Raw genomic sequence first — 25,920 nt, 5'->3', positions numbered from 1 at the left:
CGTGAACGCGACGATGGCGGCGCGATCCGCCGCCGCGCAGGGCCGCCTGGCGGGAGCTACTTGCCGGCCAGTTCGCGCTTGGCCAGCCACAGCGCCACCGCCAGCATGTGCTCGTGCGAGCGCACCGTGGCAACGACGTACTTGCCGTCGACCACCAGGGTCGGCGTGCCGTCGACTTGCCAGGTGCGCAGCAGGTCGAGGTCGCGCTTCATCTTCTCGGTGGTTTCCGGCGCCATCGCGATGCGCATGAACTCGTCGCGGTTGACCCCTTCGCGGGCGTAGAAATCGGCCAGCTCGTCCATCGAGTTGATCGGGTAATGCTCGCCGAACTTGGCCACGAACAGCTGCAGGTGAGTGCGCTCGACCACGCCCAGCTGCCTGGCCGCGTAATAGGCCCGCGCGAACGGCACCCATTGCTGGTTGAACGGCGCCGGCAGCAGCTTGAACTCGACCCCGGCCGGCAGCTCCTTGCGCAGCTTCTCGGCATCCGGCGCGAACTCCGCGCAGTGGATGCAGCCGTAGGAGAACACCTCGACCAGCTCGACCTTGCCCTCGCTGCTGTAGCGCTGGTGCGGGGCGGGCAGGGTGACGTAGTCGGTGCCCTCCGCGTACGGCGCCGGGTCGCTGGGCTGCGCGGTGCAGGCGCTGGCCAGCAGCAGGCTGGCGAGCAAGGCCAGGACGGGCAGGCGGGCGTATCGCTTGAACATCGGGTCGTTCTCCACGCGGATGGCGCCGGCGGCCTACTTGCCGGCCTGTTCCTTGGCGACCAGCCACTGGGTCAGCTCGATCGTCTGCGCATAGCCGCCGGCCGTGCTCGGTCCGTAGCGGTACTTGCCGTTGACGACCATCGAAGGCGTGCCGTCGATGCCGTACGCCTTGATCAGGTCGTCGGCGCGCTTCATCTTGGTGTTGACCGAGAACGAGTTGGCGACGGCGACGAATTCCTTCGGGTCCGCACCGAATTTCTGCGCGTAGAACTGCGCGATGTCCTCGATCGTGGGCCAGGCCTCCTTCGGCTTCAGCCCGCTGCCCTTGAGGTCGTAGGTGGAAATTTCGCCGGTCTTGAACGTGCCGTCGAACATCGCGTCGTAGCTCTTCTCGGCCAGGCCCAGCGCCTGCGCGGCGTAGTACGCGCGCTGGTAGACCACCCAGTTCTCGTCCGGGCGGAACGCCGCGGGCAGGTAATTCATCACCGCGCCGGCGGGCAGGCTCTTGCGGATCTGGTCGGCGGTGGTGTGGAACGCGTTGCAGGCCGGACAGCCGAAGGAGAACACCTCGGTCACCTCGACCTTGCCGGGGTGGCTGGTCGGCTGCGGCGGGTCGATCAGGAAGTAGTTCTTGCCCTCGACCCACTTGCCGTTGTCGACGAAGGGCACGGCCGGGGCGGCGGCGGTCGCGGCGCTTTCGGCGGGCGCGGGCGCGCTGTTGTCGTCGCCGGCGGGCGTGGCCGTGGCGGCGGCTGCCGTGCTGGCCGGCGCCGGCGTGCTGGCCGGGGCGGCCGGCGTCACCGAGGTCGCGGCTGCCGTGCTGGCGGGGGCCGGCGTGGCGGCCGGTTCGCCCTTGTCATGGCTGCAGGCGGCAAGCGCGAGCAGGGCGGCGCACAGGATCGGAAGACGCTTGAACATGACCACCTCGAATCGGTGAAACGGGAGACGCGCCGCGCGGGCGGTCAGGGCGTGGCGGCCGCCGCAGGCTTGCTCTCGGCGGGGTGCAGGCCTTCGATGTAGCTGGCCAGCGCGGCGATGTCCCTGGCGTCCAGCTTGGCGGCGATCGCGGGCATGATCTGCGAGCGGGTATCGGTGCCCCAACTGGCGCCGTCGTGCCATGCCTTCAGCGTGGCCTCCACGTACTGCGCATGCTGGCCGGCCAGCTGCGGATACATCGCGCCGGGGTTGCCGCGGCCGTCGATGCTGTGGCAGGCCATGCAGGCCGGGATGCCGCGCGTGCTGTCACCCTGGCGGAACAACGTTTCACCCTGCTCGACCAGCGCCTGGTCGGCCACGCCGGGGCGCGAGCTCTGGCTGGCGAAATAGGCGCCGAGGTCGTGCATGTCCTGCACCGACAGCGGCGTGGCCATGCCCAGCATGATCGGGTTCTGGCGCTGGCCGGATTTGAAATCGGTCAGCTGGCGCACGATGTACTGCTCGCTCTGCCCGGCCAGTTTGGGGTACTGCGCATCGGCGGAGTTGCCGTCCATGCCGTGGCAGGCGCCGCAGACCGCGGCCTTGGCCTGGCCGGCGGCGGCGTCGCCCGGCTTGACCGCCGCTTCGGCCACGCTGGCCGGCGCTGCTGCCGGCGCCGCGGCGCTCGCGGCGGCGGCGGGAGCCGGCGCCTCCTGGGCCATCACGGCCGTAGTGGAGAGCGCCAGCGCGAGAGCCAGGGCGGACCCGAACGCGGCGGGCCGAAAACCAGCGGAGCGAAAACTCATACACTTGACTCCCGAGAGACTTGCGAACACTGCCGACGGCGCACCGGAACGAAGCGGTGGGCAGAAACCGCAGAATTATCCCGTGCCATCCTACCTTGGTCAAACCGCTCCCATGCCGAATCCCCTCCAGGGCGCGCAGTTCATGCTCGCCGCGCACCGCCTCAGCCAGTTGCCCGCCGACGAGGGCGCCGAGGTGGCGTTCGCCGGCCGCTCCAACGCCGGCAAGTCCAGCGCGCTCAATGCGCTGACCAATCACAAGGGTCTGGCGCGCACGTCCAAGACGCCCGGGCGCACCCAGCAGATGGTCGCCTTCAGCCTGCCGTCGCCGCGCGAGGCCGCCGCGGCGCCGGTGGAAGCCGGCGCCGACCGGCGCCTGGTCGACCTGCCCGGCTACGGCTACGCCAAGGTGCCGCTGGACATGCGCGAACACTGGAAGCAGGAGATCGACGCCTACCTGCACCGTCGCCGCAGCCTGCGCGGCCTGGTGCTGATCGTCGACATCCGCCATCCGCTGAAGGAGTTCGACCGCCTGATGCTGCAGTTCTGCGCCGACACCGGCCTGCCCTGCCACGTGCTGCTGACCAAGGCCGACAAGCTCTCGCGCGGTGCCGGCACGCAGGCGCTGGCCGCCCTGCGCAAGCAATTTGCCGCCGAGGGGCTGCACGCCAGCGCGCAGGTGTTTTCCTCCTCCGCCGGCACCGGCGTGGACGAAGCGCGCGAAGCGGTGGCGAACCTGCTGCGACAGGCGCGCGCGGCGACCTGACCTGCGGCGCGCCGGCGCTCCCGCAGGGGCCGCCGTCAGCGCAGCCAGCGCTCGGCGAATTCGTCCGGTGGCAGCGGGCGACCGATCAGGTAGCCCTGGATGTAGTCGCAGCCCATGGCGACGAGCAGCGCGAGCTGAGTTTCTTCCTCGACGCCTTCCGCCACCACGCTGTAAGCCAGCGTCTTGGCCAGCGCGATGATGTGCCTGACGATTTCCTGCTGGCGCGGATCGCCGGAAAGCCCGCGGATGAAGGCCTGGTCGAGTTTGAGCACGTTGGCCGGGATGCGGGTCAGGTAGACCAGCGAGGAGTAACCGGTGCCGAAATCGTCGAGCGCGACGCCGATGCCCGCGGCGCGCAACGCCACGAGGGATTCCCGCACCTTGTGCGAGTCGTTGACGGCGGTCGCCTCCAGTATCTCGATCTCCAGGCGGTCGACGTCGAGCCGGTAGCGCCCCAGGGCGGCCTGCACCCGCTCCACGACGGACGTCCGTTCGAATTGCACCGGCGACATGTTGATCGAGACCGGGATCGCCGCCAGGTTGTCGTCCTGCCATTGCCGCATCTGCGCGCAGGCCCGATCGAGCACCCACTCGCCCAGCCATGCGCCCAGGCCCATTTCATCGAGCAGGTGCACGAAGGTGGCCGGCAGGACCAGGCCGCGCGTGGGCGACAGCCAGCGGACCAGCGCTTCGGCGCCGACGATCCGGCGCGTGCGGGCGTCGATCTTCGGTTGGTAGTGCAGCACCAGTTCGCTTCTCTCGACCGCCTTGCGCAGTTCCTGGGTCAGGTCGAAATGGATTTTCGAGGTGCGGGTGAACTCGCTCGAGTAAAACTGGAAGCCGCCCGGCTGTCCGCGCTTGGACTTGTACATGGCGGCGTCCGCCATCTGCAGCAGTTCATCGAACTGGCTGGCGTTCGCCGGGTACAACGCGATCCCCATGCTGGCGGGCGTGTTGATCTGGTGTTCGCTCACGGTGATCGGTTCGGCCAGGGCGGCGCGCAAGTCACGCAGCCGGCGGTCGAGCGTCGCGTGTTCCTCGCCGCGCACCAGATCCTGCACCAGCACGACGAACTCGTCGCCGCCCAGGCGGGCCAGCACGTCGTCCGGATGCAACTGCTGCTGGAGGCTCGTCGCACACTGGAGCAGGAGCTGGTCACCACTGGCGTGGCCGAGCGTGTCGTTGACCTGCTTGAAGTTGTCCAGGTCGATCAGGATCAGCGCGGCGGCGGTCTGCTCGCGTTGCGCCCGCTCGATGGCCTGTTCGCAGCGCTCGCGCAGCAGCACCCGGTTCGGCAGGTCGGTCAGTGCATCGTAATGGGCCTGGTGATGGAGTCTTTCCTCCTGCGCCAGGCTGGACAGCGCGATGCCGATGCGGTCGGCAAGTGCCCGGCCACCCCGGACGGCGGTGTCGATCTGCTCGGGCAAGCCCAGGTATGCCAGCAGCAGCACCTGATGCAGGCAGTCGTCATGGCGGACCGGGAACGCAAGCAGGTGCGCGGGCAGCGCAGAGCCGAGCCGTCGCAGGAACTCCTCCGGCAGATGCGCTGGTGACAGGATGCATGCCGGTTGCGCGTGGCTCAGCGCGTCGAGCCCGAACCTGACGGTTGCCGTGCGCAGGCAAACGCCCGCGTGCGCGGGGTCATGCGTCAGCAGGTAGTAACCCGCCTCGCCGTCGCGCACCAGCAGGCCGGCGCCGTCGCTGGGGATGGCCTTGCGGATGTGGCCGAGCACCTCGCTGGCGACATGCTCCATGCGCGAGGCGCTGATGATGGCGCGGTCGAGGTCGCTCAGCAGGGCGAGCATGTGGAACCGCGATTCCAGGTTCATCGCCATGTCGTTGAACGTGCGCCCCAGTTCGGCGAACTCGTCGTTGCCGGCCAGTTGCAGGCGCGCCGTCAGGTCGCCGGCCGCGAGGCGGCGGGTGAGTCCGGTCAGCTGGTCGAGCGGCTTCATCTGGTGGCGAATCTGGCGCATGGCGAGCGCCGCGGCGACGGCCAGCGCCAGCAGCACGATGATCGGAAACAGATGGCGGAAATCCTCCAGCCGGCGCAGCGCGTCGGCTCGCGAGGTGGCCTGCATGACGACGAAGCCCGGGCTGTCGAGCGCGGGCAGAAACTTGAGCCGCCACAGCCCCACCAGCAGGTCCTCGCCCGAGGCATGCCATGGCACGGTGCCGCCGGTGCCGTTGCCGAGCGCCGACTCCAGCATGTGCCGGTCCAGCGGGGCGAGGCCGGGCGTGCAGAACATGGCGACGTAGTCGGCATCGAGGATGCAGTAGCGCTCGGGTGCGGAGTCGTTGCGCCACAGCGGAGCGGTCGCGATCTCGCCCACCAGGACTTGGCTGCGGGACGCGGACGGAACCAGCAATTGCACGGGGTGGCCGGCGGCCATTCGCAGGATGCTCTTGCCGCGCGCCAGGCGGGCCTGCTGTGGCGCCGTCAAGTCGCGCGAGGGCTGCAGCGAGGTCGCGCTGAAACCGAGTTTCGCTGCCGCCGATGCGTCGCCGATGTGCTCGGCGGGAAGCTTTCGAAGGTCGCTCGCGCGGGCGTTGAGCAGCTCGATCAGGCTCATGCCGAACGATTTGCTGTCGGCCCGAAGTTGCTGGTACGCCGAGTCCAGCAGCAGCGCGCTGACCTCGTGGTAGACGTACCAGGCCATGCCGCTCATGGGGATCAGTGCGGCCAGGAGAAACTGCAGGGTGAGGCGTCGACTGACCTTGCCGGGCAGGTAAATGCGCATCGTCGCGCCTAGAAATCCTGCGCCGTGCCGATGTAACTGCCGTTGCCCGCGCGCACGATGTCGTCGCGCGCGAAGCGTCCGGTCAACTGGGTCTGCGTACGGCCATCCGGTCCGGTGCTGTACAGGTCGAAGTCGGTGTTGATCGGATTCATGTTCCGGTCGCGGCGGACCTGGCCCGTTTTGGGCGGCGGATCGGTGTCGATCGGCAGATACCGGTACGGGTTGCCCCATGGATCGAGCGCCGGTTCGCTGATGCCGATCTCGGCCAGAGTGGCGGGATAGGTCCCCGACTGGGCGTGGTAGGTCTCCAGCGCCAGCGAGGTGGTGGTCATGAAGGCCGCGACTTCATTCGCCTTGACGCGGTTGCCGTACCGCGCATAGATCGGCATCGCCATGGCGACGAGCAGCCCCATGATGACGACTGCAATCATCATCTCGACCAGCGTGAACCCGGCGCTTGGCGTGGGCAGTCTCTTGTTCATGGCTACGGGTGGAGTGTTCGCGAGGCGCACCGAGCGGCAACGCCGGGATTCGGCAAATCGCCGGGCCCCTCATCGTTAGCGGCACGGGAGGATTGCGCTTGAGCGCCATGACGACGGGCGGGCAAGCGGCGCGCGACCACGCCCGGCGGGCGGTCACGCGCGCCGGGTCATCGCGAACCGATCAGGGCGTGACGACATCCATGAACACCGCGCACAGCGCTTCCATGCCGGCGCGGTCGTCCTCGTCGAAGCGATCGGTCACCGGGCTGTCGACGTCCCACACGCCGAGCAGCGAACCATCGCGGCGAACCAGCGGCACCACGATCTCCGATTGCGAGGCCGAGTCGCAGTAGATGTGGTTGGGGTGCGTGCTGACGTCGCGCACCAGCTGGGTCTGGCGCTCGCTCGCGGCGGTGCCGCAGACGCCACGGCCGAGCGCGATGCGGATGCATGCCGGCTTGCCCTGGAACGGGCCGACCACCAGCTCGGTGCCGTCGAACAGGTAGAACCCGGCCCAGTTCAATTGCGGCAGGCCGTGGTAGACCAGCGCGCTGAAATTGGCCGCGTTGGCGATCAGGTCCGGCTCGCCCTGCAGCAGGCCGCGCGCCTGCTGCACCAGGTGCTCATAGTGCTCCTGCTTGCTGGCGAAGGTGGGGGTCTCGAGCTCGAACATGCGAAGTCATCCGGCGGCAAAGGCGTATTATGCGCGCCCTCGCCACGGACATCCCGATGACAGACTCCCGCCACGCCGCGGTATTCATCGCCGGCACCGACACCGGCATCGGCAAGACCCATGCTTCCTGCACCTTGCTGCACGCCCTGCGCGATGCCGGTCACCGCAGTTGCGGCATGAAACCGGTGGCCAGCGGTTGCGCGGCGACGCCCGACGGCCTGCGCAACGACGACGCGCTGGCCCTGCAGGCGGCAGGCAGCGATCCCGCGCTGGCCTACGAGCGGATCAACCCGGTGGCGTTGCGCGATCCGCTGTCGCCGCATCTGGCGGCCGCGCGCGAGCACCGGCAGGTCACGCTGGCGCCGATGCGCGCCGCCTTCGAACAACTGCGCAGCGAACACCAGCGCGTGGTGGTCGAAGGCGTCGGCGGCTGGCTGGTGCCGCTGGCGCCCAAGCTGTTCGCCTCGGACATCGCCAGGCAATGGCAGTTGCCGGTGATCCTGGTGGTCGGCCTGCGCCTGGGCTGCCTCAACCACGCCCAGCTCAGCGCGCGCGCGATCGTCGCCGACGGCTGCCGCCTGATCGGCTGGATCGGCAACCACATCGACCCGGCGATGGAAGCGCAAGCCGAGAACCTGGCCACGCTGGGCGAGCTGCTGCCGGCGCCGTGCCTGGGCGTGCTGCCGCACGGCATGCCGCCGGCGCAGGCGGCCGGACGCTTGCACGCCGCCGTGGCGGCGCTCGGCTGACCTTCACGTCCGGCGTACCGGCGTGCGTGCTTGAATGGCCGCAGACCTGTTTCCGGAATGGCCAATGCCCCGCAACCGCTACTACCTCTCGATCGCCGACCTCGGCCACGCCCGCGGCGAGGACCCGCGTTTCAGCTACGCCGGTGCCGGCCCGAATGATTTCGCCGGCGCGCTGCAGCACGCCTTGCGCAGCGATGAGCTGTTCCAGCGCTGGCGCGCGGCGCAGCCCGACCCGGATGCGGTGGACGCCAGCCTCGGCAACACCGATCCGGCCGCCGAGGTGACGGCGAAAGTCGCCGACCTGCGCACCGACGTGGAGCTGACCACCGACCTGCCGATGAGCGTGCTGCGCCATCGGCTGTTCCTGCTGATCGGCGGCGGCTGGCAGCTGCGCGACCTGCGCGTGGCGTGATGGCGCTTCGCTGATCCGCGGTCCGCAGTTTCCTGCGAACGTTTGGAAAGCGGCGGCCGTATGGGTAAAGTCGGGGACTGCATTTCCATCCCGTCCCGCCGCGGACGCCCAACGTTGGGGAACCTGATGCTTCGACTCCGCCTGCTCGTGATTGCCACCACGATCGCCCTCGCCGCCTGCTCGCAATCGCCGGGTGGCGCCGATGCCACGCCCGCGCCTGCGCCCACGTCGACAGCGAGCGCTTCCGCCACCGCCCCGGCCGATGCCATGACCAGCAACCCGTTCTTCCAGGCCAGCACGCTGCCGTTCCAGGCGCCGCCGTTCGACAAGATCACCGACGCCGACTACCAGCCGGCGATCGAGGAGGGCATGAAGCGGCAACTGGCCGAGGTGCAGAAGATCGCCGACAACCCCGAGCCGGCCACGTTCGAGAACACCTACGTGGCGCTGGAGAAAACCGGCGTGATGCTCGATCGCGTGATGGCGGTCTTCAACGGCGTCACCGCGGCGAATACCAACCCGACCCTGCAGAAAGTGCAGGAGGAAGAGGCGCCCAGGCTGGCCGCCCACCAGGACGCGATCTATCTCAACGACAAGTTGTTCAAGCGCATCGCGGCGGTCCACGACCAGCGCGACACGCTGAAGCTCGATCCGGAATCCGCGCGCCTGGTCCAGGTGGTCTACGACAACTTCGTGCATGCCGGCGCCAAGCTGTCCGACGCCGACAAGACCAAGCTGAAGGCGATGAACAAGGAGGAGTCCAGCCTCAGCACCGCGTTCACCAACAAGCTGCTGGCGGCCACCAAGGACGCCGCGCCGGTGATCGGCGACAAGAGCAAGCTGGCCGGCCTGAGCGATGCGGAAATCGCCGCCGCCAGTCGCGCCGCGGCCGATCGCAAGCAGGACGGCAAGTACGTGTTGCCGCTGCAGAACACCACCCAGCAGCCCGAGCTGCAGGATCTGACCGACCGTGCCACCCGCCAGCAGCTGTTCGAGGCGTCGTGGAACCGCGCCGAGCAGAACGACGCCAACGACACCCGCAAGACGATCGAGCGGCTGGCGCAATTGCGCGCGCAGGAGGCCGCATTGCTCGGCTATCCGAACTACGCCGCGTGGAAGCTGGAAGACCAGATGGCCAAGACGCCGGCCACCGCGATGGGCTTCATGCAGAAGCTGGCGCCGGCTGCGGTGGCGCGTGCCACGCGCGAGGCCGCCGACATCCAGGCGCAGATCGACCAGGACCAGAAGGCGGCCGGGCAGCCCGGCTTCAAGCTGCAGCCGTGGGACTGGAACCACTACGCCGAGCAGGTGCGCAAGGCGAAGTACGACCTCGACGAAAACCAGATCAAGCCTTACTTCGAGCTGGACAACGTGCTCAAGAACGGCGTGTTCTACGCCGCCAACCAGCTCTACGGGCTGACCTTCAAGGAGCGCAAGGACATTCCGGTGTACCAGCCGGACGTGCGCGTGTTCGAGGTGTTCGACGCCGACGGCAAGTCGATGGCGCTGTTCTACTGCGACTACTTCAAGCGCGACAACAAGGGCGGCGGCGCCTGGATGGACAACTTCGTCGGCCAGTCGAAGCTGATGGACACCAAACCGGTGATCTACAACGTCGCCAACTTCACCAAGCCGGCCGCGGGCCAGCCGGCGCTGCTGTCGTTCGATGACGTGATCACCATGTTTCACGAGTTCGGCCACGCGTTGCACGGCATGCTCGCCGACGAGCAATACCCCACCCTGTCCGGCACCAACACTGCGCGCGACTTCGTCGAGTTCCCGTCGCAGTTCAACGAGCATTGGGCGACCAACCCCAAGGTGTTCGCCAACTACGCCAAGAACTACAAGACCGGCGCGCCGATGCCGCAGGCGCTGGTCGACAAAATGAAGAAGGCCGGCAAGTTCAACATGGGCTACAACATGACCGAGCTGGTCGCCGCGGCGATGCTCGACATGAACTGGCACATGCTGGGCGCCGACGCACCGGTGCAGGACGCAGACAAGTTCGAGGCCGCCGCACTGAAGAAGGACGGCGTGGACCTGAGCTACGTGCCGCCGCGCTACCGCTCCAGCTATTTCCAGCACATCTGGGGCAACGGCTACGCCGCCGGCTACTACGCCTACCTGTGGACGCAGATGCTGGCCGACGACGCCTTCATCGGGTTCAAGGACAACGGCGGCCTTACCCGCGCCAACGGCGACCGCTTCCGCAAGATGGTGCTCTCGCGCGGCAACACCGAGGACCTGGCCAAGATGTACAGGGACTGGCGCGGCCAGGACCCGAGCATCGAGCCGATGCTGGAAAACCGCGGCCTGAAGGACGCAACGAAGAAGTAGGCCGTTTAGAGCGTCAAGTGTTGGAGGGCCTGCGCAAGCAGGCCCTTTGACTTTCAAGTAGTCGCCCTTTAACTAGCAAATAGGGTGGCATAACTTTAGAATCCGGAAATGGCTCGCCCCAGTCGTTCCGCCGAAATAGATGCCGCCCTGCTGCAAGCAGTGGCCACACATCCGCGCGACCTGGTCGGCATGGTGGCGGCCCAGCTGGGTCTATCGGGTGCGAGGGTCAGCATTCAGGTTCGCAAGCTGGTGGCCGAGGGCTACCTGCGCAAGGACGGGACGACCCGACCCGTCTACACGATGGGCCACAACCGCCGGTTTTGGCAGCGATACCCACGGGAGGGCCTGACCGAGGACACCCTCTGGTCGGCGCAATTGTCACCCTTGTTGCGGGACGTGCCGCGCAACGTGCTGGACATCGCCCACCACGGTGCAACGGAAATGATCAACAACGCCATTGACCACTCCGAGGCCACGCACGTCGGAGTGCACATGGAATTGCGTGATAACGAGCTGTTGATGATGATCGCCGATGATGGTGTCGGCATTTTCCGGAAAATCGCGCGTGCCCTGGAGTTGCCGGACGAACGCCTGGCGCTGCTGGAGTTGTCCAAAGGCAAGTTCACCACGGATCCGCGAAATCACTCGGGCGAAGGCGTGTTCTTCACCTCGCGGATGTTCGATCGCTTCCAGATCATGTCCGGAGGACTGGTGTTCTCCCATGAGGAAGGACATGGCAAGGACGTGTTGTTCGATGTCGACGGCATGCCGAAGGAGGGCACCGTCGTATCCATGGGCATATCCACGGGGTCCGTGCGTACCGTCAAGCAGGTGTTCGACGAATTTTCCAGTGGTCCGGACGAGTACGCGTTTGCGAAAACCGTGGTTCCGGTTCGCCTTGCCCAGGTCGGCGATGAGAACCTGATTTCCCGTTCGCAGGCCAAACGGCTGATGCAACGCGTGGACAGGTTCCGCCACGTGGTGCTCGATTTCAGCGATGTCACCACCATTGGGCAGGCATTTGCCGACGAGATATTCCGCGTGTTTGCCCGGGCCCACCCGGAGGTGGAATTGGTACCTGTCCACGCCGTTCCGGAAGTGCAGCAGATGATCCGTCGCGCCGAAGTGACACGTGATTACGACGGCGGGCAATTGTCTTTGCTTTGAGCCGGTCGTTCACCGGGAACTTCTTCGACACGCTGCTGCGTTTTTCTGGCTCGCCGGATGTGAATGGGCGCCGGTCGACCGCGGTGTGACGAAGGTAGGCGGCGGGAGCAGCGGCTGCGTGAAATAATCGAAACTCCCGACTGGAGCCCGATCACGCGTGGACAGCCATCATCTGCTGCAGACGGCCCTGGTGTTCCTGCTCGCCACGGTGATCGCGGTGCCGCTGACCAAGCGCTTTCGCCTCGGGGCAGTGCTCGGCTATCTGCTGGCCGGCGTGGCGATCGGGCCGCAGCTGCTGGGGCTGATCCACGACACCTCGGGCGTGGCGAACATCGCCGAGTTCGGCGTGGTGCTGATGCTGTTCGTGATCGGATTGGAGCTGTCGCCGCAGCGGCTGTGGGTGATGCGGCGCTCGGTGTTCGGCACCGGCATCGCGCAGGTGCTGGCCAGTGGCCTGGCGATCGGCCTGGTCGCGTACTGGCTGTTCGGCCTCAACGGCAAGGCGGCTTTTGTCGTTGGCGGCAGCCTGGCGCTGTCGTCCACCGCGTTCGGCCTGCAGATCCTGGCGGAGCGCAAGGAGGCGGGTTCGGCCTACGGGCGGCACGTGTTCGCCGTGCTGTTGTTCCAGGACCTGGTGGCGATTCCGCTGATCGCCGCCTTGCCGCTGCTGGCGGCGTCCTCGGCTTCGCATGTGGACCTGCTCGGCGTGCTGCGCACGATCGGGGTGATCGTCGGGGTGGTGGTCGGCGGCCGCTACCTGTTGCGCGCGGTGTTCCGTTTCGTGGCCAAGGCCGACTCGGTCGAGGTGTCCACCGCCACCGCCTTGCTGGTGGTGATGGGCGTGGCATGGCTGATGGAACTGGCGGGCCTGTCGGCCACCCTGGGCGCATTTCTGGCCGGCGTGCTGCTGGCCGATTCCGAATACCGGCACGAGATGGAATCGAACATCGAGCCGTTCAAGGGATTGCTGCTGGGGCTGTTCTTCATCAGCGTCGGCATGTCGATGGATCTGTCGCTGCTGTGGCATAGCCCCGGCCTGGTGCTGACCCTGCTGGCGCTGCTGCTGGCGCTGAAGAGTGTCTTGCTGTGGCCGCTGGGACGCTGGCTGTGCGGGCTCAATCGCTCGGACACGCTGCGCCTGCTGGTGCTGCTGGCCGCCGGCGGCGAGTTCGCCTTCGTGGTGTTGCGGCTGGCCACCGAGCAACGCCTGCTCAGCGTCGCGCAACGCGACCTGCTGATGCTGGTGATCGCCCTGAGCATGGCGCTGACACCGCTGCTGGTGGTGTTGGCGGCGAAGGCGTTGGACCTGCGCCCGCGCCAGCCGTCGCGCGAGTTCGACACCATCGACACGGCGCCGCCGCGGGTGATCATCGCCGGCTTCGGTCGCGTCGGCCAGATCATCGCCCGCGTGCTGCGTGCGCAGGGCATTCCGTTCGTGGCGCTGGAGCACTCCGCCGACCAGGTGGATTTCTCGCGCCGTTTCGGCAGCATCAATCTGTTCTTCGGCGACCCGGCGCGGCCGGAACTGCTGCGCGCGGCGCACGCGGCCACCGCGGAAGTCTTCGTGCTGGCCACCGACGACCCGGAGGCGAACCTGCGCACCGCGCGCCTGGTCAAGCGGCAGTATCCGCACCTGAAGATCGTCGCCCGCGCGCGCAACCGCCAGCACGTGTTTCGCCTGCTCGACCTGGGCGTGGACGACCCGGTGCGCGAGACCTTCCATTCCAGCCTCAAGATGACCCGCAAGACGCTGGAGGCACTGGGCCTGTCGCACGAGCTGGCGGTCGATCGTGTCGAGCGCTTCCGCCGCTACGACGAGGACCTGCTGCAGAAGCAGGCGCTGGTCTACGACGACGAGACCAAGCTGATGCAGAGCACCCGCGATGCACTGGTCGACCTGCAGCGGCTGTTCGAGGCCGATGCGGAGCGCACTGCCGAGCGCCAGCGCGAGAAGGGGCCGGTGGCGCCGGACAGTCCCGAATAGACGCGGCCGGCGGCTACTCCGCCGGTTGCCGCAGCGTCTGCCGCACGCTGGGGATCGCCTGGTTGCTGCGCGCGCTCAGTTCGTGGGCAATGTCGACGAAGCCGAGTTGGCGAGCCACTTCCGCGGCAGTGCGGCCGAAGGCGTCGGTGGCCTGGCGGTCGGCGCCACGCGAGAGCAGCACGCGGGCCGGGGCGAGCAGCGCGTGCATGGCGCAGGCATGCAGCGCGGTGACGCCGCGCTGGTCGGCATGCGCGACGTGCGCGCCGGCATCGAGCAGCGGCGGTACCAGCGCGCCCAGGTGGGTGGCGTCGCCGTCGCTGCCCGGCGGCAGTTGCGCGCCCAGCAGCAGCAACAGCGGCGTCTTGCCTTCGCGATCGGCGTGATTGATCTCGGCGCCGTGCTTGAGCAGGCCGTCGAACAGGCGGCGGGTGCGCAGGCTGTCGTTGTGTTCAAAGCCGAACTGGGCGGCGGCGTGCAATGCGTTGCGGCCGGAGCTGTCCACCGCCTTGACGTCGGCGCCGGCGGCCAGCAGTTGTTCGGCGATGTCCGGGTAGCCCAGCGCGGCGGCCACCATCAGCGCGGTGGCGTCGTTCGGCAGGCGCTGGTCGACGGCCACCTCGCGCTGCAGCAGCAGGGCCACCAGCGCTTCGCGCCGTGCGCTGACCGCGGCGACCAGGGCGGTGACGCCGCTGTGCGCGGGAAGGCTGGGATCGGCACCGGCGTCGAGCAGGCAGGCGGCCACGTCACGATGACCGGCACCGCAGGCGCGCAGCAGCGCGGTGGCGCCCTGCTCGTCGCGGGTGTCGACGGCGAAGCCCAGCTCCAGCAGTCGCTGCACCGCGGCCAGCGCACCGACCGCGGCGGCGGCAGGCAGGTCGGTGCCGCGCAACGGTCGCTGCGGCAGCGGCCAGTCGCGCCAGTCCAGCCAGCGCTCCAGCGCGGGATGCTCCAGCGCGAGCCCCAGCGGCGTCTCGCCGTGGGTGTCGGCTGCTTCCGGGTCGGCGCCGTGGGCGATCAGGCTGCGCACCAGCGGCAGCGCGGCGGCGCCATGTTCCAGCGCGGCGAACAGCGGCGTGCGCTGCTCCCCGTCGCGGGCGTTGGGATCGCAGCCGCGCGCCAGCAGTGCCTGCAGCAGGTCGCCGTGCGCGTGGCGGGTGGCCAGGTGCAGCGGCGTGCGCTGGTTCGCGTCCGTGCCGAACGGGTCGGCGCCGCGCTCGAGCAGGCCGAGCGGCAGCGCGGCGGCCTGGGCTGCGCCCTCGAGCTGCACCAGGGCCGCGGCCAGCAGGCCGCAACCGGCGGGGCTGGCGCCGGCCTGCATCAGATCATCGACCGCTTCGGTGGCATCGGGCAGGCGTTCGAGCAGGGCGTCGAACAGGCGCCGTCCCAGCGGTGCCTGGGTAGGCGCTTCGCCGGTGTCGGGCTCGTCGATGCGCGGTGCCTCCAGCCGGGCCTCGGCGGCGAGGCCGTGGTCCAGCAGCCAGCGCCGCGCCGCGCCCAGCCCGGGCGTGGCCAGTTCCAGATAGAGCCGGGCCAGTTCGGCTTGCGGCCAGGAGCGCACCCGCTCGCCGAAGGCGGAGACGGTGGCCCAGTGGCCGAAGCGCAGCGCGTCGAGCAGGTGTTGCGGCGTGTCGGCGCCTTCGTCCAGCAGATCGTGGCTGAGGTTGGCGGGCAGCGCGGTGTCCGGGTCCAGCAGCGCGACCAGATCCCAGCGCCCGGCGGCGCTGGCGTGGTCGAGTGCGCTGCGGCCGTCGCCGCCGGCGGCCTTGGCATCGGCACCCAGTTCGAGCAGGGCGCGGACGGTGGCGACGTCGGCATGCGGCGACTGGCAGGCCAGGATCAGCGCGTCGCGACCGTGCTGGTCGCGGGCCAGCACGTTGGCCTTGGCCTCGGCCAGCCGCTGCACGATGCCGCTGGCGCCGGCGCGCGCGGCTTCCATCAGCGCGGTAACGCCGTGCTCGTCGGCCAGCCTGACGTCGGCGCCGGCATCGCACAGTGCGCGGGCGATGCGCTCGTGGCCTTCGGCGGCGGCGCCGAGCAAGGCGTGCCGCTGGCGCGCGTCGAGTGCGTTGACGGCGGCGCGGTGCTTGAGCAACAGGGCAACGCCGGTGGGGTCGTCGTCGGCGATGGTGGCGGCGGCGACCAGCGCCGGTTCGCCGCCGGCCGGGGCCGGCTTGGCGCCGCGGTCGAGCAGGAATTTCGCCAGCGGCCAGTTGGCGGCACGGCAGGCGGTGGCCAGCGGGCTCAGGCCGGCCTGGTTGAGCGCGTCGATCGGCGCGGCTGCGTCGAGCAGCATCGCCGCCACGCCGGCGTCGGCGCTGAGCACGGCGCCGTGCAGCGGGGTGTTGCCGTCGGCATCGGTGGCCAGCGGGCTGGCGCCGTTGGCCAGCAGCATCAGCACCGCTTCGGCGCGGCCGTGCCAGCTGTCGCGGGTGGCCGCCAGCAGCGGGGTGAGCCCGCCGCTGGCGCGATTGACGTCGGCGCCGCTGGCGATCAGCGCGCGCAGCAGCCGCGTGTCGGGCAGCAGCGCCGCCAGCATCAGCACCGGGCGCTGGTCGCGATCACCCGGCGGCGGCACAGTGTCGCAGGCAGCACCCACTTCCAGCAGCGCCAGCGCGCGTTCGATGTCGCCGGCGCGGGCGGCGGCGAGCAAGGCGGCCGCCTGTTCGGGTGTGCCGGCGATGCGCTCCGGTTCACTCAGCACCGGCCGCGGCAATTCAGCGGTCAGCGGATTCGCGTCGGCGCGTCGGCGCGGCGGGTGGCGTTCGCACAGCAACGCGCGCAGGGTGCGGTTGGCGATCACCAGGCAGGCCAGCGGCAAGATCACCAGCGCATAGATCGCCAGCGCCGCCAGGCGCATTTCCTCCGGCAGCATGCCGACCAGCCCGGTCAGCGCGATCGCACTGAAGGCCAGCGCGAGCAGGCACAGCGCGGCCGGCACGAAGTGGGTGAAGAAGCGCTCCTCGCGCGACAGGTGCCGACCGAACGCCATGCTGCGCAGGGTGGCGGTGAAGATCCATGAACCGTCGCGTTGCGGCGGGTAGGCGTCGTCCCACACGAACACCAGCCCGAACGCCGGCCACAGTCGCCACAGCGAGACCAGCGCCAGCACCAGCGCGGCGGCCAGCAGCAGGGCGGCGCTGAGGCTGGGGCTGTGGCTCAGTTGCAGCATCGGCCAGGCCACCAGCACGAATACCAGCACGGTGTAGCCGGTAAACATCACCAGGTGCGCGGCGCCGCGGCGCAGCACGGTGCGCGCGAAGCTCGGTTCCGGATCGAAACCGATCGCGTGGCAAATGGCCGCCATGGTCAGTGCGTTGGCCAGAAGCAGCGGGATCAGGGTCAGCGGATGGGTGGTCAAGCTGGCCAGTGCCACGGCCAGCAAGCCGGGAATGAACCAGGCCAGCGCATGCAGGAAGGGAGGGCGACGGCGGGATTTGGTCTGGGTCATGGCGGCAGTATAGAAATCGTGGACCGTGCAGGCGGTAACCAGGCGTTAACGCGAACGCCATGATGCGCGATTCACTCGTCCCGATCATCCCGCGGCGAGTGCGTGTAGGCGGGGTGGTTGGCGGCGGCCAGCGTTTCCTGCGGCGGCAATTGCAGATGCCAGCCTTGCGTGCGCAGGTGCTCCAGCACTTGGCCAGTGTCCTCCACCGGCAGTTTGCGTTGGAGCGTCAGTTGCACCTCCATCACGAAGCGCAGTTCACCCAACATCAGCGTCAGCGGCTCGGGCAGTACGTCGAACGCGTCGCGTTCGGCCAGCCACAGGTAAGTGTCAGCCTTGGACAGGCTGGCGTAGACGAAGCATTGCATGGCAGCACCGTGGGGGCGGGAGCAAGCGCCGGGGAGGCGAGAGTAGCAGCGCCGGCCGGCGGATCGGCGGGCGGGTTTGTTTGCCGGGCGGAGTTCACTTGTTAGTAATTTGTTGCGAGCGCACTTGCAACGCCTTGTCCGAGAGGGCAAAGTCCAGCGCAGGAAGTTCAAACGTACGTATGAATTTTCCTGTCCGTCTGCCCGACTTAACCGAGTTGACCCAATATCATGCAGGAGCCAGCGATGCACACGTCTTTCCGTACCCTCACGGGCGCTGCCCGTCCACTGGCGCTCGCCGCGCTGAGCATTGCGATCGTGGGCGCCCTGGTTGCGCCGGTGAACGCGGATGCCAGTGCATTCCAGCTCAAGGAGAACAGCGCCAAGGGCCTGGGCCGCGCCTTTGCGGGTTCCGCTACCGCCGGCGGTGATGTCTCGGTGGTGGTCAACAACCCGGCCGCGATGTCCGAGCTGAAGGGCACCTACCTGCAGGCCGACGTCACCGCCATCAACTTCAGCGCCAAGTTCGACGGCAGCGCGCATGACGTGCTGGGTCGCCCGATCAGCGGCGGCAATGGCGGCGATGCCGGCACCACCTTGCCGGTGCCGGCGTTGTTCTTCGCCACCCAGGTCAGCGACCGCGTGCACGTGGGCGGCGGCTTCTCGGTGCCGTTCGGCTTCCAGACCGAGTACGACAAGGACTGGGTCGGCCGTTACCACGGCATCAAGTCCAAGTTCCAGTCGCTGGACGCCACGCTGTCGGCATCGTTCGACGTCACCGACAACTTCAGCCTGGGCGCCAGCTTCATCGCCCAGAAGACCAGCGCCGAGCTGACCAGCGCGGTCAACTTCAACGCCGTGGGCCTGGGCATCCAGCAGGGCATCGGCGCGCAGACCGCCGCCGGCGTCGCGCAGATCCAGGCGGCCATCGCCGCGGGCCAGATTTCGCCGGCGCAGGGTGCGGCGATGATCCAGGCGGCCGTGCAGCAGGGCCAGGCTGCCGCGGCCGGCGTGGCGGCGGTCACGCCTCCGGGCGTGGACGGCTACGCCCGCATCAAGGGCGACGACTGGGGCTACGGCTGGCAGCTGGGCGGCTTCTGGAAGCTGACCCCGAACGACAAGCTGGCGCTGAACTACCGCGCCAAGATCAGCCATCGCCTGCAGGGTACCGGCAACTTCACCACCACGCCGGGCTACGACCTGCTGCTGGCCAACCCGGCGCTGGCCAGCTCGATCCCGCCGTTCTCGCACACCACCGGCACCGCCGACTTCACCACGCCGGCCGTGGCCAGCGCGAGCTACTGGCATCAGGCCGAGAAGTTCGGCGTCGGCGTCGACGTGGCCTACACCAAGTGGGACGTGTTCAAGAACCTGACGGTGAACTACGGCAACGCGCAGCCGCAGACGTCGGAGCCGTACAACTGGCGCAACACCGTATACGCCTCGGTCGGCGGGGACTACTACGTCAACGACAAGCTGACCCTGCGCGCCGGCCTCGCGGTCGACAAGAGCCCGACCTACGAGGAAACCCGCAGCCCGCGCGTGCCGGACTCCACCCGCAAGATGGCCACCGTCGGCATCGGCTACAAGGCGAGCGAAAACTTCGAGATCAACGCCTCGTACGCGCACATCTTCGTCAACAACGCGCACGTTTCGCTGACCAACAGCACCGGCGACACGCTGACCGGCAACTTCGACGACTACGGCAACCTGCTGAGCTTCTCGGCGATGTACAAGTTCTGAGGCTCCACCCGCGGCAATGGCACGACGGAACTCCCCGCTTCGGCGGGGAGTTTTTTTTGCGCGGGGAGATGCTCAGCCGCGCCGCAGCAGCAGGTCGAGCAGGCGCCGGAAGCGCTTGCCGTATGGCGGGTTGAGCAGGCCGGCGCCGTTCCAGCGCGCCTGGCGGAACACCGGCTTGAGGTGCGAGAACGTGCGGAAGCCCGCCTCGCCGTGATAGCCGCCCATGCCGGAGGCGCCCACCCCGCCGAACGGCAGGCCGTGCTGGGCGATGTGGTAGAGCGTGTCGTTGACGCTGACGCCGCCGGCATGGGTGCGCGCCAACACCTGGTCGATGCGGCCCCGGTCGTGCTCGAACAGGTAAAGCGCCAGCGGATGCGGGCGGGCGGCGACGTGGTAGATCGCTTCCTCCAGCGTGTCGTAAGGCACGAGCGGCAGCAGGGGGCCGAAAATCTCCTCGCGCATCACCGCCATGCCGTCGTCGACTTCAGTCAGCAATTGCGGCGGCAGCAGCCGGCGCGCCGGATCCTCCGTGGCTTCGCCCAGCACGTGCACGTGTGCGCCGGCGGACCGCGCTTCGTCGCGCAGCGCCGCGAGGCGCTGGTACTGGCGATCGGAGACGATGCTGGCGTATTGCGCGTTCCGCTGCAGCTGCGGATACATCCGCGCCACTGCCTCGCCGGCCAGCCCGATGAATTCGGCCACGCGCGCGCGCGGCAGCAGCACGTAGTCCGGCGCGATGCAGGTCTGCCCGGCGTTGAGCAGCTTGCCGACGATGATGCGTTCCACCGCATGTTCCAGCCGCGCGCCGGGGCCGATGATCGCCGGCGACTTGCCGCCCAGCTCCAGCGTCACCGGGGTGAGGTTGGCCGCCGCCGCGCGCATCACGTGGTGGCCGACCGCGGTGGAGCCGGTGAACAGCAGGTGGTCGAACGGCAGCGCCGAGAACGCCTGCGCCACGTCCGCGTCGCCGGTCACCACCCGCACTTCGTCGGGCTGGAAATACTTCGTCACCTGCTCGGCGAACAGTGCCGAGAAGCGTGGCGTGAACTCGCTCATCTTCACCATCGCGCGGTTGCCGGCGACCAGCGCGTCGACCAGCGGGCCGACCGCCAGGTACAGCGGATAGTTCCACGGCACGATGATGCCGACCACGCCGCGCGGCTGCGGCCGCAACTCGGTGCGCGCCGGCAGGAACAGCCAGTCGGCCAGGCGCCGGCGCGGCTTCATCCAGCGCCGGCCGTGGGCCAGCGCATGGCGGATCGCCGAGAGGCTGGGGAAGAACTCCAGCAGCTCGGTCTCTTCGCGCGGGCGACAGCCGAAATCGGCATGGATGGCCTCGACCATGCGCTCGCGATTCTCGCGCAGCAGCGCCTGCAGCGCGCGCAGCCGGGCGGCGCGCACGGTCCACTCGGGCATCGGTTGCGCCCGTTGCGCGGCGCGCAGCAGGCGCAGGCTGTCGGTGAGCGTGGAAACCTGGTCGGTGGTCATGGCATTAATCGGTACGGGTCCTGCAGCATGCACGCAAACGGCGGGCGCCGCCTGCCGGGTCAGAAGCGCGCACGCAGTTCGACGCCCCACATCCGCGGCGGCGTGACGCCGGCGAACGGCGTGCCGAACACGCTGGTGGTGATGTTGTTCACTCCCGTGACGTAGCGCTTGTCGAACACGTTGGTGCCATAGAGCGCCACGCCCCACTGCTCGCCGGCGGCGCTCCAGTCCAGTCGCACGTCGGTGATCTGGCGTGCCGAGCCGACCCGGAAATTGGGGCTGATCTGGCAGGTGCCCTGCAACTGCGAGTCGTTGTTGCAGCGGGACGGGCCGCGATAGGCGTGGCTGAGGTCGAATTGCAGCGCGCCGTGCGCCACGTCGTGCCAGGTGTAGGCCAGCTGTGCGGCGAACGAATACTTCGGCTCGCCGGTGGGCTGGCCGTCCAGGCTGGCGCCGGAGGGCGCGGTGGCGTTGCGGTAGGTGGCGTCGATGTATGCGCCGTTCACGCCCAGCCGGAACGCCGTGTCTGGCTGCCATTGCAGCTCCACTTCGACGCCGTGGGCCTGCTGGTCGGTGCTCGCCACCAGGTAGCGCGGCACGCCGGAACCGGTGCTGTTGGGATCCAGCGTGAGCGACTGCCGGTTGTCGTAGCGGTAGTAGTAGGCGCTGGCGTTGAGCAGGAGGTTGGGCCCGGGGAACAGCGTCTTGACGCCGGCCTCGTAGTTGATGACCTTCTCCGGCGCGAAGTGCGAGCCGACCTGCACGCTGTTGTAGCCGCCGGCCTTGTAGCCCTTGGTGACCGAGCCGTACACCATCACGTCCGGGCTGAACGTGTAGTCCAGCACCACGCGCGGGCTGAGGTCGTTCCAGGTGTTCCTGCCTTGCACCAGCACGCCCACCGGCGCGCCGCTGGCGGGGTTGAAGATCAGGTTCTGCCGGAACACGTCGGGGTTGACGCCGGCCAGCGCGAGCAGGCCCATCGCGTCGAGCGCGTCGATGGTCTGGTCCAGTTCCGGCGCGCTGCGCTGCGGGTTGAACCACGAGAACCGCTTCTGGTCGCGGGTGTAACGCAGGCCGGTGGTGAGGTTGAGCTTGTCCCCCAGGTGCCAGATCACGTCGCCGTACAAGGCGTATGCCTTGAAGCGGCCCTGGTTTTCGATCTGCTCGCGCCAGGGTGCGCCGAGCACGGTGTAAGGCAGGCCGAACAGTTTCAGCAGCGAATCGAAACCGGCGAAGGTGTCGGCGTAGCTGGCGCCGCCCACGTTCAATGCCAGCGTGTCGATGCTGTCGGTGAACACGTCGGTACGACTGGTCTGGCGCGCCTGTTCGCTGTACCAGCTGGTGCCGGCCACCCAGTCGATCAGGTCGGTGCTGCCGGCGAACTTGAACTCCTGGTACCAGCTGTTGTTGTGCTCGATGTTGGCCGTGTCGAGGTAGGTGGTGCGCTGGTTGGTGCCGTCGTAGTCGCCCAGGTTCAGGGTGTCGAAATTGCGCCACGCGGTGGTCGAGGTCAGGCTGCCCCAGCCGAAGCTGTGGTCGACGATCAGGGTGGAGCCGTCGAATCGGCGGGTTTCGGCCGCGCCCACCGCGTCGTTGTAGAGCGGCGCGTGCAGCGGGTTGAGGTACTGCGCCGGGTTGGCCGGATACGGCGGGCTCAGCACGCCCGCGTTCGGGTCCGGCCGCACCGACCACGCCGACGACGGGATCAGGCCGAAGGCGGGCTGCGGCGGCTGCCTGAGCTCCTCGTGATCCCACGACCACAGCACGCGGGTGTTCGGCGTGATGTTCCAGCGGTAGACGCCGCGCGCGCCGCGATCGTTGTCCTGGCCGTAGCGCTTGCCGGTGGCCGCGTCGCGGGCCCAGCCGTGGCTCTGGTTGTCGAACAGGCTGAAGCGCAGCGCCATGTCCGCGTTGAGCGGCAGGTTCAGCAGGAAGTCGCCGTAGCGCTTGCCGTAGTTGCCCAGGCGCACGCGCGCCTTGCCTTCCAGCTTGTCGCTGGGTTCGTTGGTGACGATCGAGATGGCGCCGGCGGCGGCATTGCGGCCGAACAGGGTGCCTTGCGGGCCCTTCAGCACCTCGATGCGCTGGATGTCGTTGAACGCCAGCAGGGCGCCGCCGGAACGCGCGGCATAGACACCATCGATGTAGACGCCGACCGCCGACTCGGTGCCCACGCCGAAGTCGTCGGTGCTGATGCCGCGCAACTGGTAGTTGGGCTGGGTCGGCTGGTTGGCGCTGACTACCAGGCCCGGCACGAACAGGCTCATCTTGCTGAGGTCGGTGGCCGCGAGCGTGTCGATCTGCCGGGCGGTGACGATCTGCAGCGCGATCGGCACCGACTGCATCTGCTGGCTGCGGCTCTGCGCGGTGACGGTGATGGCGCCAAGCTCGGTGGGCCGGTCCGCTTTCGCCGCGGTGGTCGTGGCGGAGGCAGGAGCGGTGCCGTCGGCGCTCGTGTTCGTCTGCGCCGCCAGCGGCGCGCACAGCAGCAGTGCCGTGCCGCCGAACAGCAAGCCGCGCAGCGCGGTCGAAAGTGGACGTTGACGAAGGTTCATGCCGTGCTCCCCGTTGCATGGAATGGCCGCGACCGATGCGCCGCGGCGGTCGTTTGTCGGCTCAGTGCAGCACAGTGCAGGTACCGGGCATGGCCGCGATCCACGCCTTGATCAGCGCGATGGCTTCGTGGTCGGCCGTGCTGCGGCCGATCTCCGGCATCATCGTGCCGGGCTCGGTCGAGGCCAGCCGGTACGGGATGATCGAAGCATCCGGCTGGCCCGGCACGATGTCGAAGAAATGGTTGCCGGTACCCTGACCGGCCGCGGTGGGCGGCTTGCAGATGCCCAGCTCGTGGTTCTCCGGGGTGCCGTGGATCAGCGACAGGCCGGTGGTGTTGGCCGCGCCGTTCGGGTTGTGGCAGTGCCCGCAGTTGATGTCCAGCCAGGCGCGGGCGCGTGCATCCAGCGGCGCCTTCGGATCACTGGCATCGACGTCGCGCGGCACCGTGGCCAGCGCCGGCACGCCGGTGAGATAGCCAACCTTGACCAGATGCTCGAGCTGGTTGTGCTCGCCGTCGGCATACGGGTAGTTCTTGTTGATGTGCCGCGCCTTGGGGCCGATCGGATGCACCTTGCGATCGATCCAGTCCTGCGCGTGGCAGCTGGCGCACTGGCTTTCGTCGGGCACCACGTAGTTGAAATTCTCGCGTGCCGGGATGCCGTCCTGCGCGCTGGCGGCGACCAGGGTCAGCGGCAGCACAGCGCCGGTACGCGCAAGCATGGCCTCGGTCTGCGCGTCGTTCCACACGTACGGGATCGCTTCCCAGCCGTTCTGGCGATGGACCAGGATGCGCGTCTCGATCAGTCGCACGTTGGCCATGTCCAGGCCCTGGCCGGCGAAGTCGCGCGAGTAATCCGCGGTGCGCGCCACGTCGCTGAACTTGCCGTCGGCGGTGCGCGGGTAATAGAAAGTCTTGCTGAACACCGTGCCGACCGGAAAGTCGAGCGTGTCCACCGGCTGGTACTTGCCGCTAACGCCCCTGGGCATCCAGATCGTGCGCAGCTTGTGCGCGTAGTCGGTGAACAGCGGCGTGTTGAGGTCGTACGGCACCACGCCGTCGTTGAGCTGCAGCTTGCCGTCATGCACCTCGACCACGTGCCAGTCGCTGAGCCTGGCCGGGCGGCCTTCGGCATGGAACGCCACTGGCTGCATGCCGCGCTGGCAGCCGGCCAGCAGCAACGCGAGCAGCAGCAGCGCGAAACCCTGCAGAAGCGCACCTTGTGCGCGATGCCTTCGGGTGGCGTGACGGAGAGCATCGCGCACAGGGCGCGCTCCTGCGGAGACCGAAAATACCCGGAACATTCCTCAGACCTTCGGCTCGGGATTCAAGGTCACCGGGGGCAGGCTGGGCAGCGTGCATCCGTACGGCTTCATGTCCTTGCTGGGGTTCTTGTAGTCGTGCGGGCCGTCGGCGTTGATCACGCCGTTGACGCCCCGGATGCAGATGCGGTCGTTCGCCGGCGGCAGGCCGTCGACCAGGTTCTTCGTGTCGACGTAGCCATCCCACAACACGTCGGGGAAGTTGCCGCCGAGGCCGTACATCGCGGTCTTCAGCGCCTTCAGCTTGAGCCCGTCCGGTGAATCGCCACCGCCCTTGAGGCGGTTGTCGTGCACGTAGATCGCCTTCGGGTACGGGTTGTAGTTCGCCGCCACGCCGCGGGTGTTGTAGTAGTTGGTGGAGAAGTAGCTGGCGATGATGATGTTGGCGGTCCGGTTGTCGGCGATGTCGTTGTCGAAGATCTCCACCTTGTCGTTGGAGTTGATCACCACGCCCGAACCCGCCGGCACGCTGGCCACCGCCGCGCCCTTGGCAGCGAAGTTGTCCAGGTTGTTGGCGATTACCTTGTTCCTGAACACCCGCGTGCTGTGGCCTTCCTTGGACAGGTTGGGCATGTTGAACACCAGGATGCCGCCGGTGTTCTGCGTGGTGGTGTTGCCGTAGACGTCGGCGCGGGTGGAGTTCTCCACCTCGATGCCGGCCACGTTGTGTTCGGCGCGGTTGTTGCGCACGATGATGTTGTCCGACTGGCCGACGTAGATGCCGGCATCGGAGGCACCGATCACCACCGAGTCCTCGATCAGCACGTTCTGCGTCTTCACCGGGTACAGGCCGTAGGCGCCGTTGGTGGTCTTCGGGCCGTCGGTCCACTCCACGCGCACGCCGTGGATGGTGATGTTGCTGCCCTGGTTGATCTTCAGCGCATCACCCTTGGTGTCCTCGATCGCCAGGTTCTCGATGGTGAAATCGCTGGCATTGACCAGCAGGCCCTCGGGGCCGACCACCTGGCCCTTGAACGAGAGCACGGTCTTGTCCATGCCGGCGCCGCGGATGGTGACGCCGTCGGTGCGCAGGCTCAGCCCGCGCTTGAGGTGGTAGTGGCCGGCGGGGATCTCGATCACGCTGCCGGGCTTGGCGTCCAGCAGCTGCTCCTGCAGCTTGGCCTCGAAACCGTTGTCGGCGGCGGTTTGCGACGGCGCCTCGTGCTTGCCGCAACCGGCCAGCGTCGCGGCCAGTGCAATGGTGATGAGCAGTGTGCGCATGGTTGGATTCCCCCGTGAAAGTGCCGGCGTCGCGATGACTCCGACT

19 protein-coding genes are annotated in these 25,920 nt (G+C 68.4%); 7 read left to right on the top strand and 12 right to left on the bottom strand.

The window, feature by feature from the left end:
• Positions 1-56: 56 nt before the first annotated feature.
• From ACVCMI_RS00160 to ACVCMI_RS00150, 3 genes are read right to left on the bottom strand one after another with little or no spacing between them, the layout of a single operon-like run.
• Positions 57-707 (bottom strand): thiol:disulfide interchange protein DsbA/DsbL, encoded by a 651-nt coding sequence (locus ACVCMI_RS00160; RefSeq protein WP_447097902.1) that lies wholly within the window; start codon positions 705-707, stop codon positions 57-59.
• Between the two features lie 33 nt (positions 708-740).
• Positions 741-1,625 carry a thiol:disulfide interchange protein DsbA/DsbL gene (locus ACVCMI_RS00155; RefSeq protein WP_447097903.1) on the bottom strand — a complete coding sequence of 295 codons (885 nt, stop codon included), beginning with the start codon at positions 1,623-1,625 and terminating at the stop codon, positions 741-743.
• A gap of 44 nt (positions 1,626-1,669) precedes the next feature.
• Positions 1,670-2,428: a c-type cytochrome gene (locus ACVCMI_RS00150; RefSeq protein ID WP_395120406.1), complete on the bottom strand. Its 759-nt coding sequence runs from the start codon at positions 2,426-2,428 to the stop codon at positions 1,670-1,672.
• A 112-nt stretch (positions 2,429-2,540) separates the two neighbouring features.
• Between ACVCMI_RS00150 and yihA the strand changes: the two genes are divergently transcribed.
• Positions 2,541-3,191, top strand: a complete 651-nt coding sequence (gene yihA, locus ACVCMI_RS00145) for a ribosome biogenesis GTP-binding protein YihA/YsxC (RefSeq protein WP_447097904.1) — start codon at positions 2,541-2,543, stop codon at positions 3,189-3,191.
• Between the two features lie 35 nt (positions 3,192-3,226).
• Here the strand turns inward: yihA and ACVCMI_RS00140 are convergent, their stop codons facing one another.
• The 3 genes from ACVCMI_RS00140 to ACVCMI_RS00130 all read right to left on the bottom strand — a co-directional run bounded on the left by ACVCMI_RS00140 (position 3,227) and on the right by ACVCMI_RS00130 (position 7,087).
• Entirely contained in the window at positions 3,227-5,932 is a 2,706-nt protein-coding gene (locus ACVCMI_RS00140; protein WP_447097905.1) for a putative bifunctional diguanylate cyclase/phosphodiesterase, read from the bottom strand.
• Positions 5,933-5,940: 8 nt separating this feature from the next.
• Positions 5,941-6,414, bottom strand: a complete 474-nt coding sequence (locus tag ACVCMI_RS00135) for a prepilin-type N-terminal cleavage/methylation domain-containing protein (RefSeq protein ID WP_447099577.1) — start codon at positions 6,412-6,414, stop codon at positions 5,941-5,943.
• Between the two features lie 181 nt (positions 6,415-6,595).
• A complete protein-coding gene (locus ACVCMI_RS00130; RefSeq protein WP_395120402.1) occupies positions 6,596-7,087 on the bottom strand; it encodes a GAF domain-containing protein in 492 nt (163 codons plus the stop codon).
• A gap of 56 nt (positions 7,088-7,143) precedes the next feature.
• Between ACVCMI_RS00130 and bioD the strand changes: the two genes are divergently transcribed.
• From bioD to ACVCMI_RS00105, 5 genes are all read left to right on the top strand, one after another.
• Complete coding sequence (gene bioD, locus ACVCMI_RS00125; protein WP_395120401.1) at positions 7,144-7,836, top strand: dethiobiotin synthase; 693 nt, start codon at positions 7,144-7,146, stop codon at positions 7,834-7,836.
• 64 nt (positions 7,837-7,900) lie between these two features.
• A complete protein-coding gene (locus ACVCMI_RS00120; RefSeq protein WP_395120400.1) occupies positions 7,901-8,248 on the top strand; it encodes a hypothetical protein in 348 nt (115 codons plus the stop codon).
• A gap of 126 nt (positions 8,249-8,374) precedes the next feature.
• On the top strand, positions 8,375-10,585 hold the full coding sequence (gene dcp, locus ACVCMI_RS00115) for a peptidyl-dipeptidase Dcp (RefSeq protein WP_447097907.1): 2,211 nt from the start codon (positions 8,375-8,377) through the stop codon (positions 10,583-10,585).
• Positions 10,586-10,693: 108 nt separating this feature from the next.
• Positions 10,694-11,752, top strand: coding sequence for an STAS-like domain-containing protein (locus ACVCMI_RS00110; RefSeq protein WP_447097908.1), 1,059 nt, complete (start codon positions 10,694-10,696; stop codon positions 11,750-11,752).
• A gap of 157 nt (positions 11,753-11,909) precedes the next feature.
• Positions 11,910-13,736 (top strand): monovalent cation:proton antiporter-2 (CPA2) family protein, encoded by a 1,827-nt coding sequence (locus tag ACVCMI_RS00105; protein ID WP_447097909.1) that lies wholly within the window; start codon positions 11,910-11,912, stop codon positions 13,734-13,736.
• A 13-nt stretch (positions 13,737-13,749) separates the two neighbouring features.
• Here ACVCMI_RS00105 and ACVCMI_RS00100 read toward each other — a convergent pair whose 3' ends face one another.
• Together ACVCMI_RS00100 and ACVCMI_RS00095 are read right to left on the bottom strand one after the other, a co-directional pair.
• Positions 13,750-17,184: an ankyrin repeat domain-containing protein gene (locus ACVCMI_RS00100; RefSeq protein ID WP_447097910.1), complete on the bottom strand. Its 3,435-nt coding sequence runs from the start codon at positions 17,182-17,184 to the stop codon at positions 13,750-13,752.
• Positions 17,185-17,255: 71 nt separating this feature from the next.
• On the bottom strand, positions 17,256-17,549 hold the full coding sequence (locus ACVCMI_RS00095) for a YcgL domain-containing protein (protein WP_447097911.1): 294 nt from the start codon (positions 17,547-17,549) through the stop codon (positions 17,256-17,258).
• A gap of 243 nt (positions 17,550-17,792) precedes the next feature.
• On the opposite strand from ACVCMI_RS00095, the gene ACVCMI_RS00090 reads away from it, so the two are divergent.
• A complete protein-coding gene (locus ACVCMI_RS00090; protein WP_447097912.1) occupies positions 17,793-19,289 on the top strand; it encodes an OmpP1/FadL family transporter in 1,497 nt (498 codons plus the stop codon).
• A 72-nt stretch (positions 19,290-19,361) separates the two neighbouring features.
• Here ACVCMI_RS00090 and ACVCMI_RS00085 read toward each other — a convergent pair whose 3' ends face one another.
• The 4 genes from ACVCMI_RS00085 to ACVCMI_RS00070 all read right to left on the bottom strand — a co-directional run bounded on the left by ACVCMI_RS00085 (position 19,362) and on the right by ACVCMI_RS00070 (position 25,874).
• Positions 19,362-20,777 carry a coniferyl aldehyde dehydrogenase gene (locus ACVCMI_RS00085; protein ID WP_447097913.1) on the bottom strand — a complete coding sequence of 472 codons (1,416 nt, stop codon included), beginning with the start codon at positions 20,775-20,777 and terminating at the stop codon, positions 19,362-19,364.
• Positions 20,778-20,836: 59 nt separating this feature from the next.
• Positions 20,837-23,332: a TonB-dependent receptor gene (locus tag ACVCMI_RS00080; RefSeq protein WP_447097914.1), complete on the bottom strand. Its 2,496-nt coding sequence runs from the start codon at positions 23,330-23,332 to the stop codon at positions 20,837-20,839.
• Between the two features lie 61 nt (positions 23,333-23,393).
• Positions 23,394-24,596, bottom strand: coding sequence for an SO2930 family diheme c-type cytochrome (locus ACVCMI_RS00075; protein WP_447097915.1), 1,203 nt, complete (start codon positions 24,594-24,596; stop codon positions 23,394-23,396).
• A gap of 42 nt (positions 24,597-24,638) precedes the next feature.
• Positions 24,639-25,874, bottom strand: coding sequence for a parallel beta-helix domain-containing protein (locus tag ACVCMI_RS00070; protein ID WP_447097916.1), 1,236 nt, complete (start codon positions 25,872-25,874; stop codon positions 24,639-24,641).
• Positions 25,875-25,920 lie beyond the last annotated feature (46 nt).

It is taken from the genome of Rhodanobacter sp. UC4448_H15 (assembly GCF_052978265.1).
Note: the sequence above shows the minus strand (reverse complement) of the source record. Positions and strands in the feature narration are given on the sequence as shown.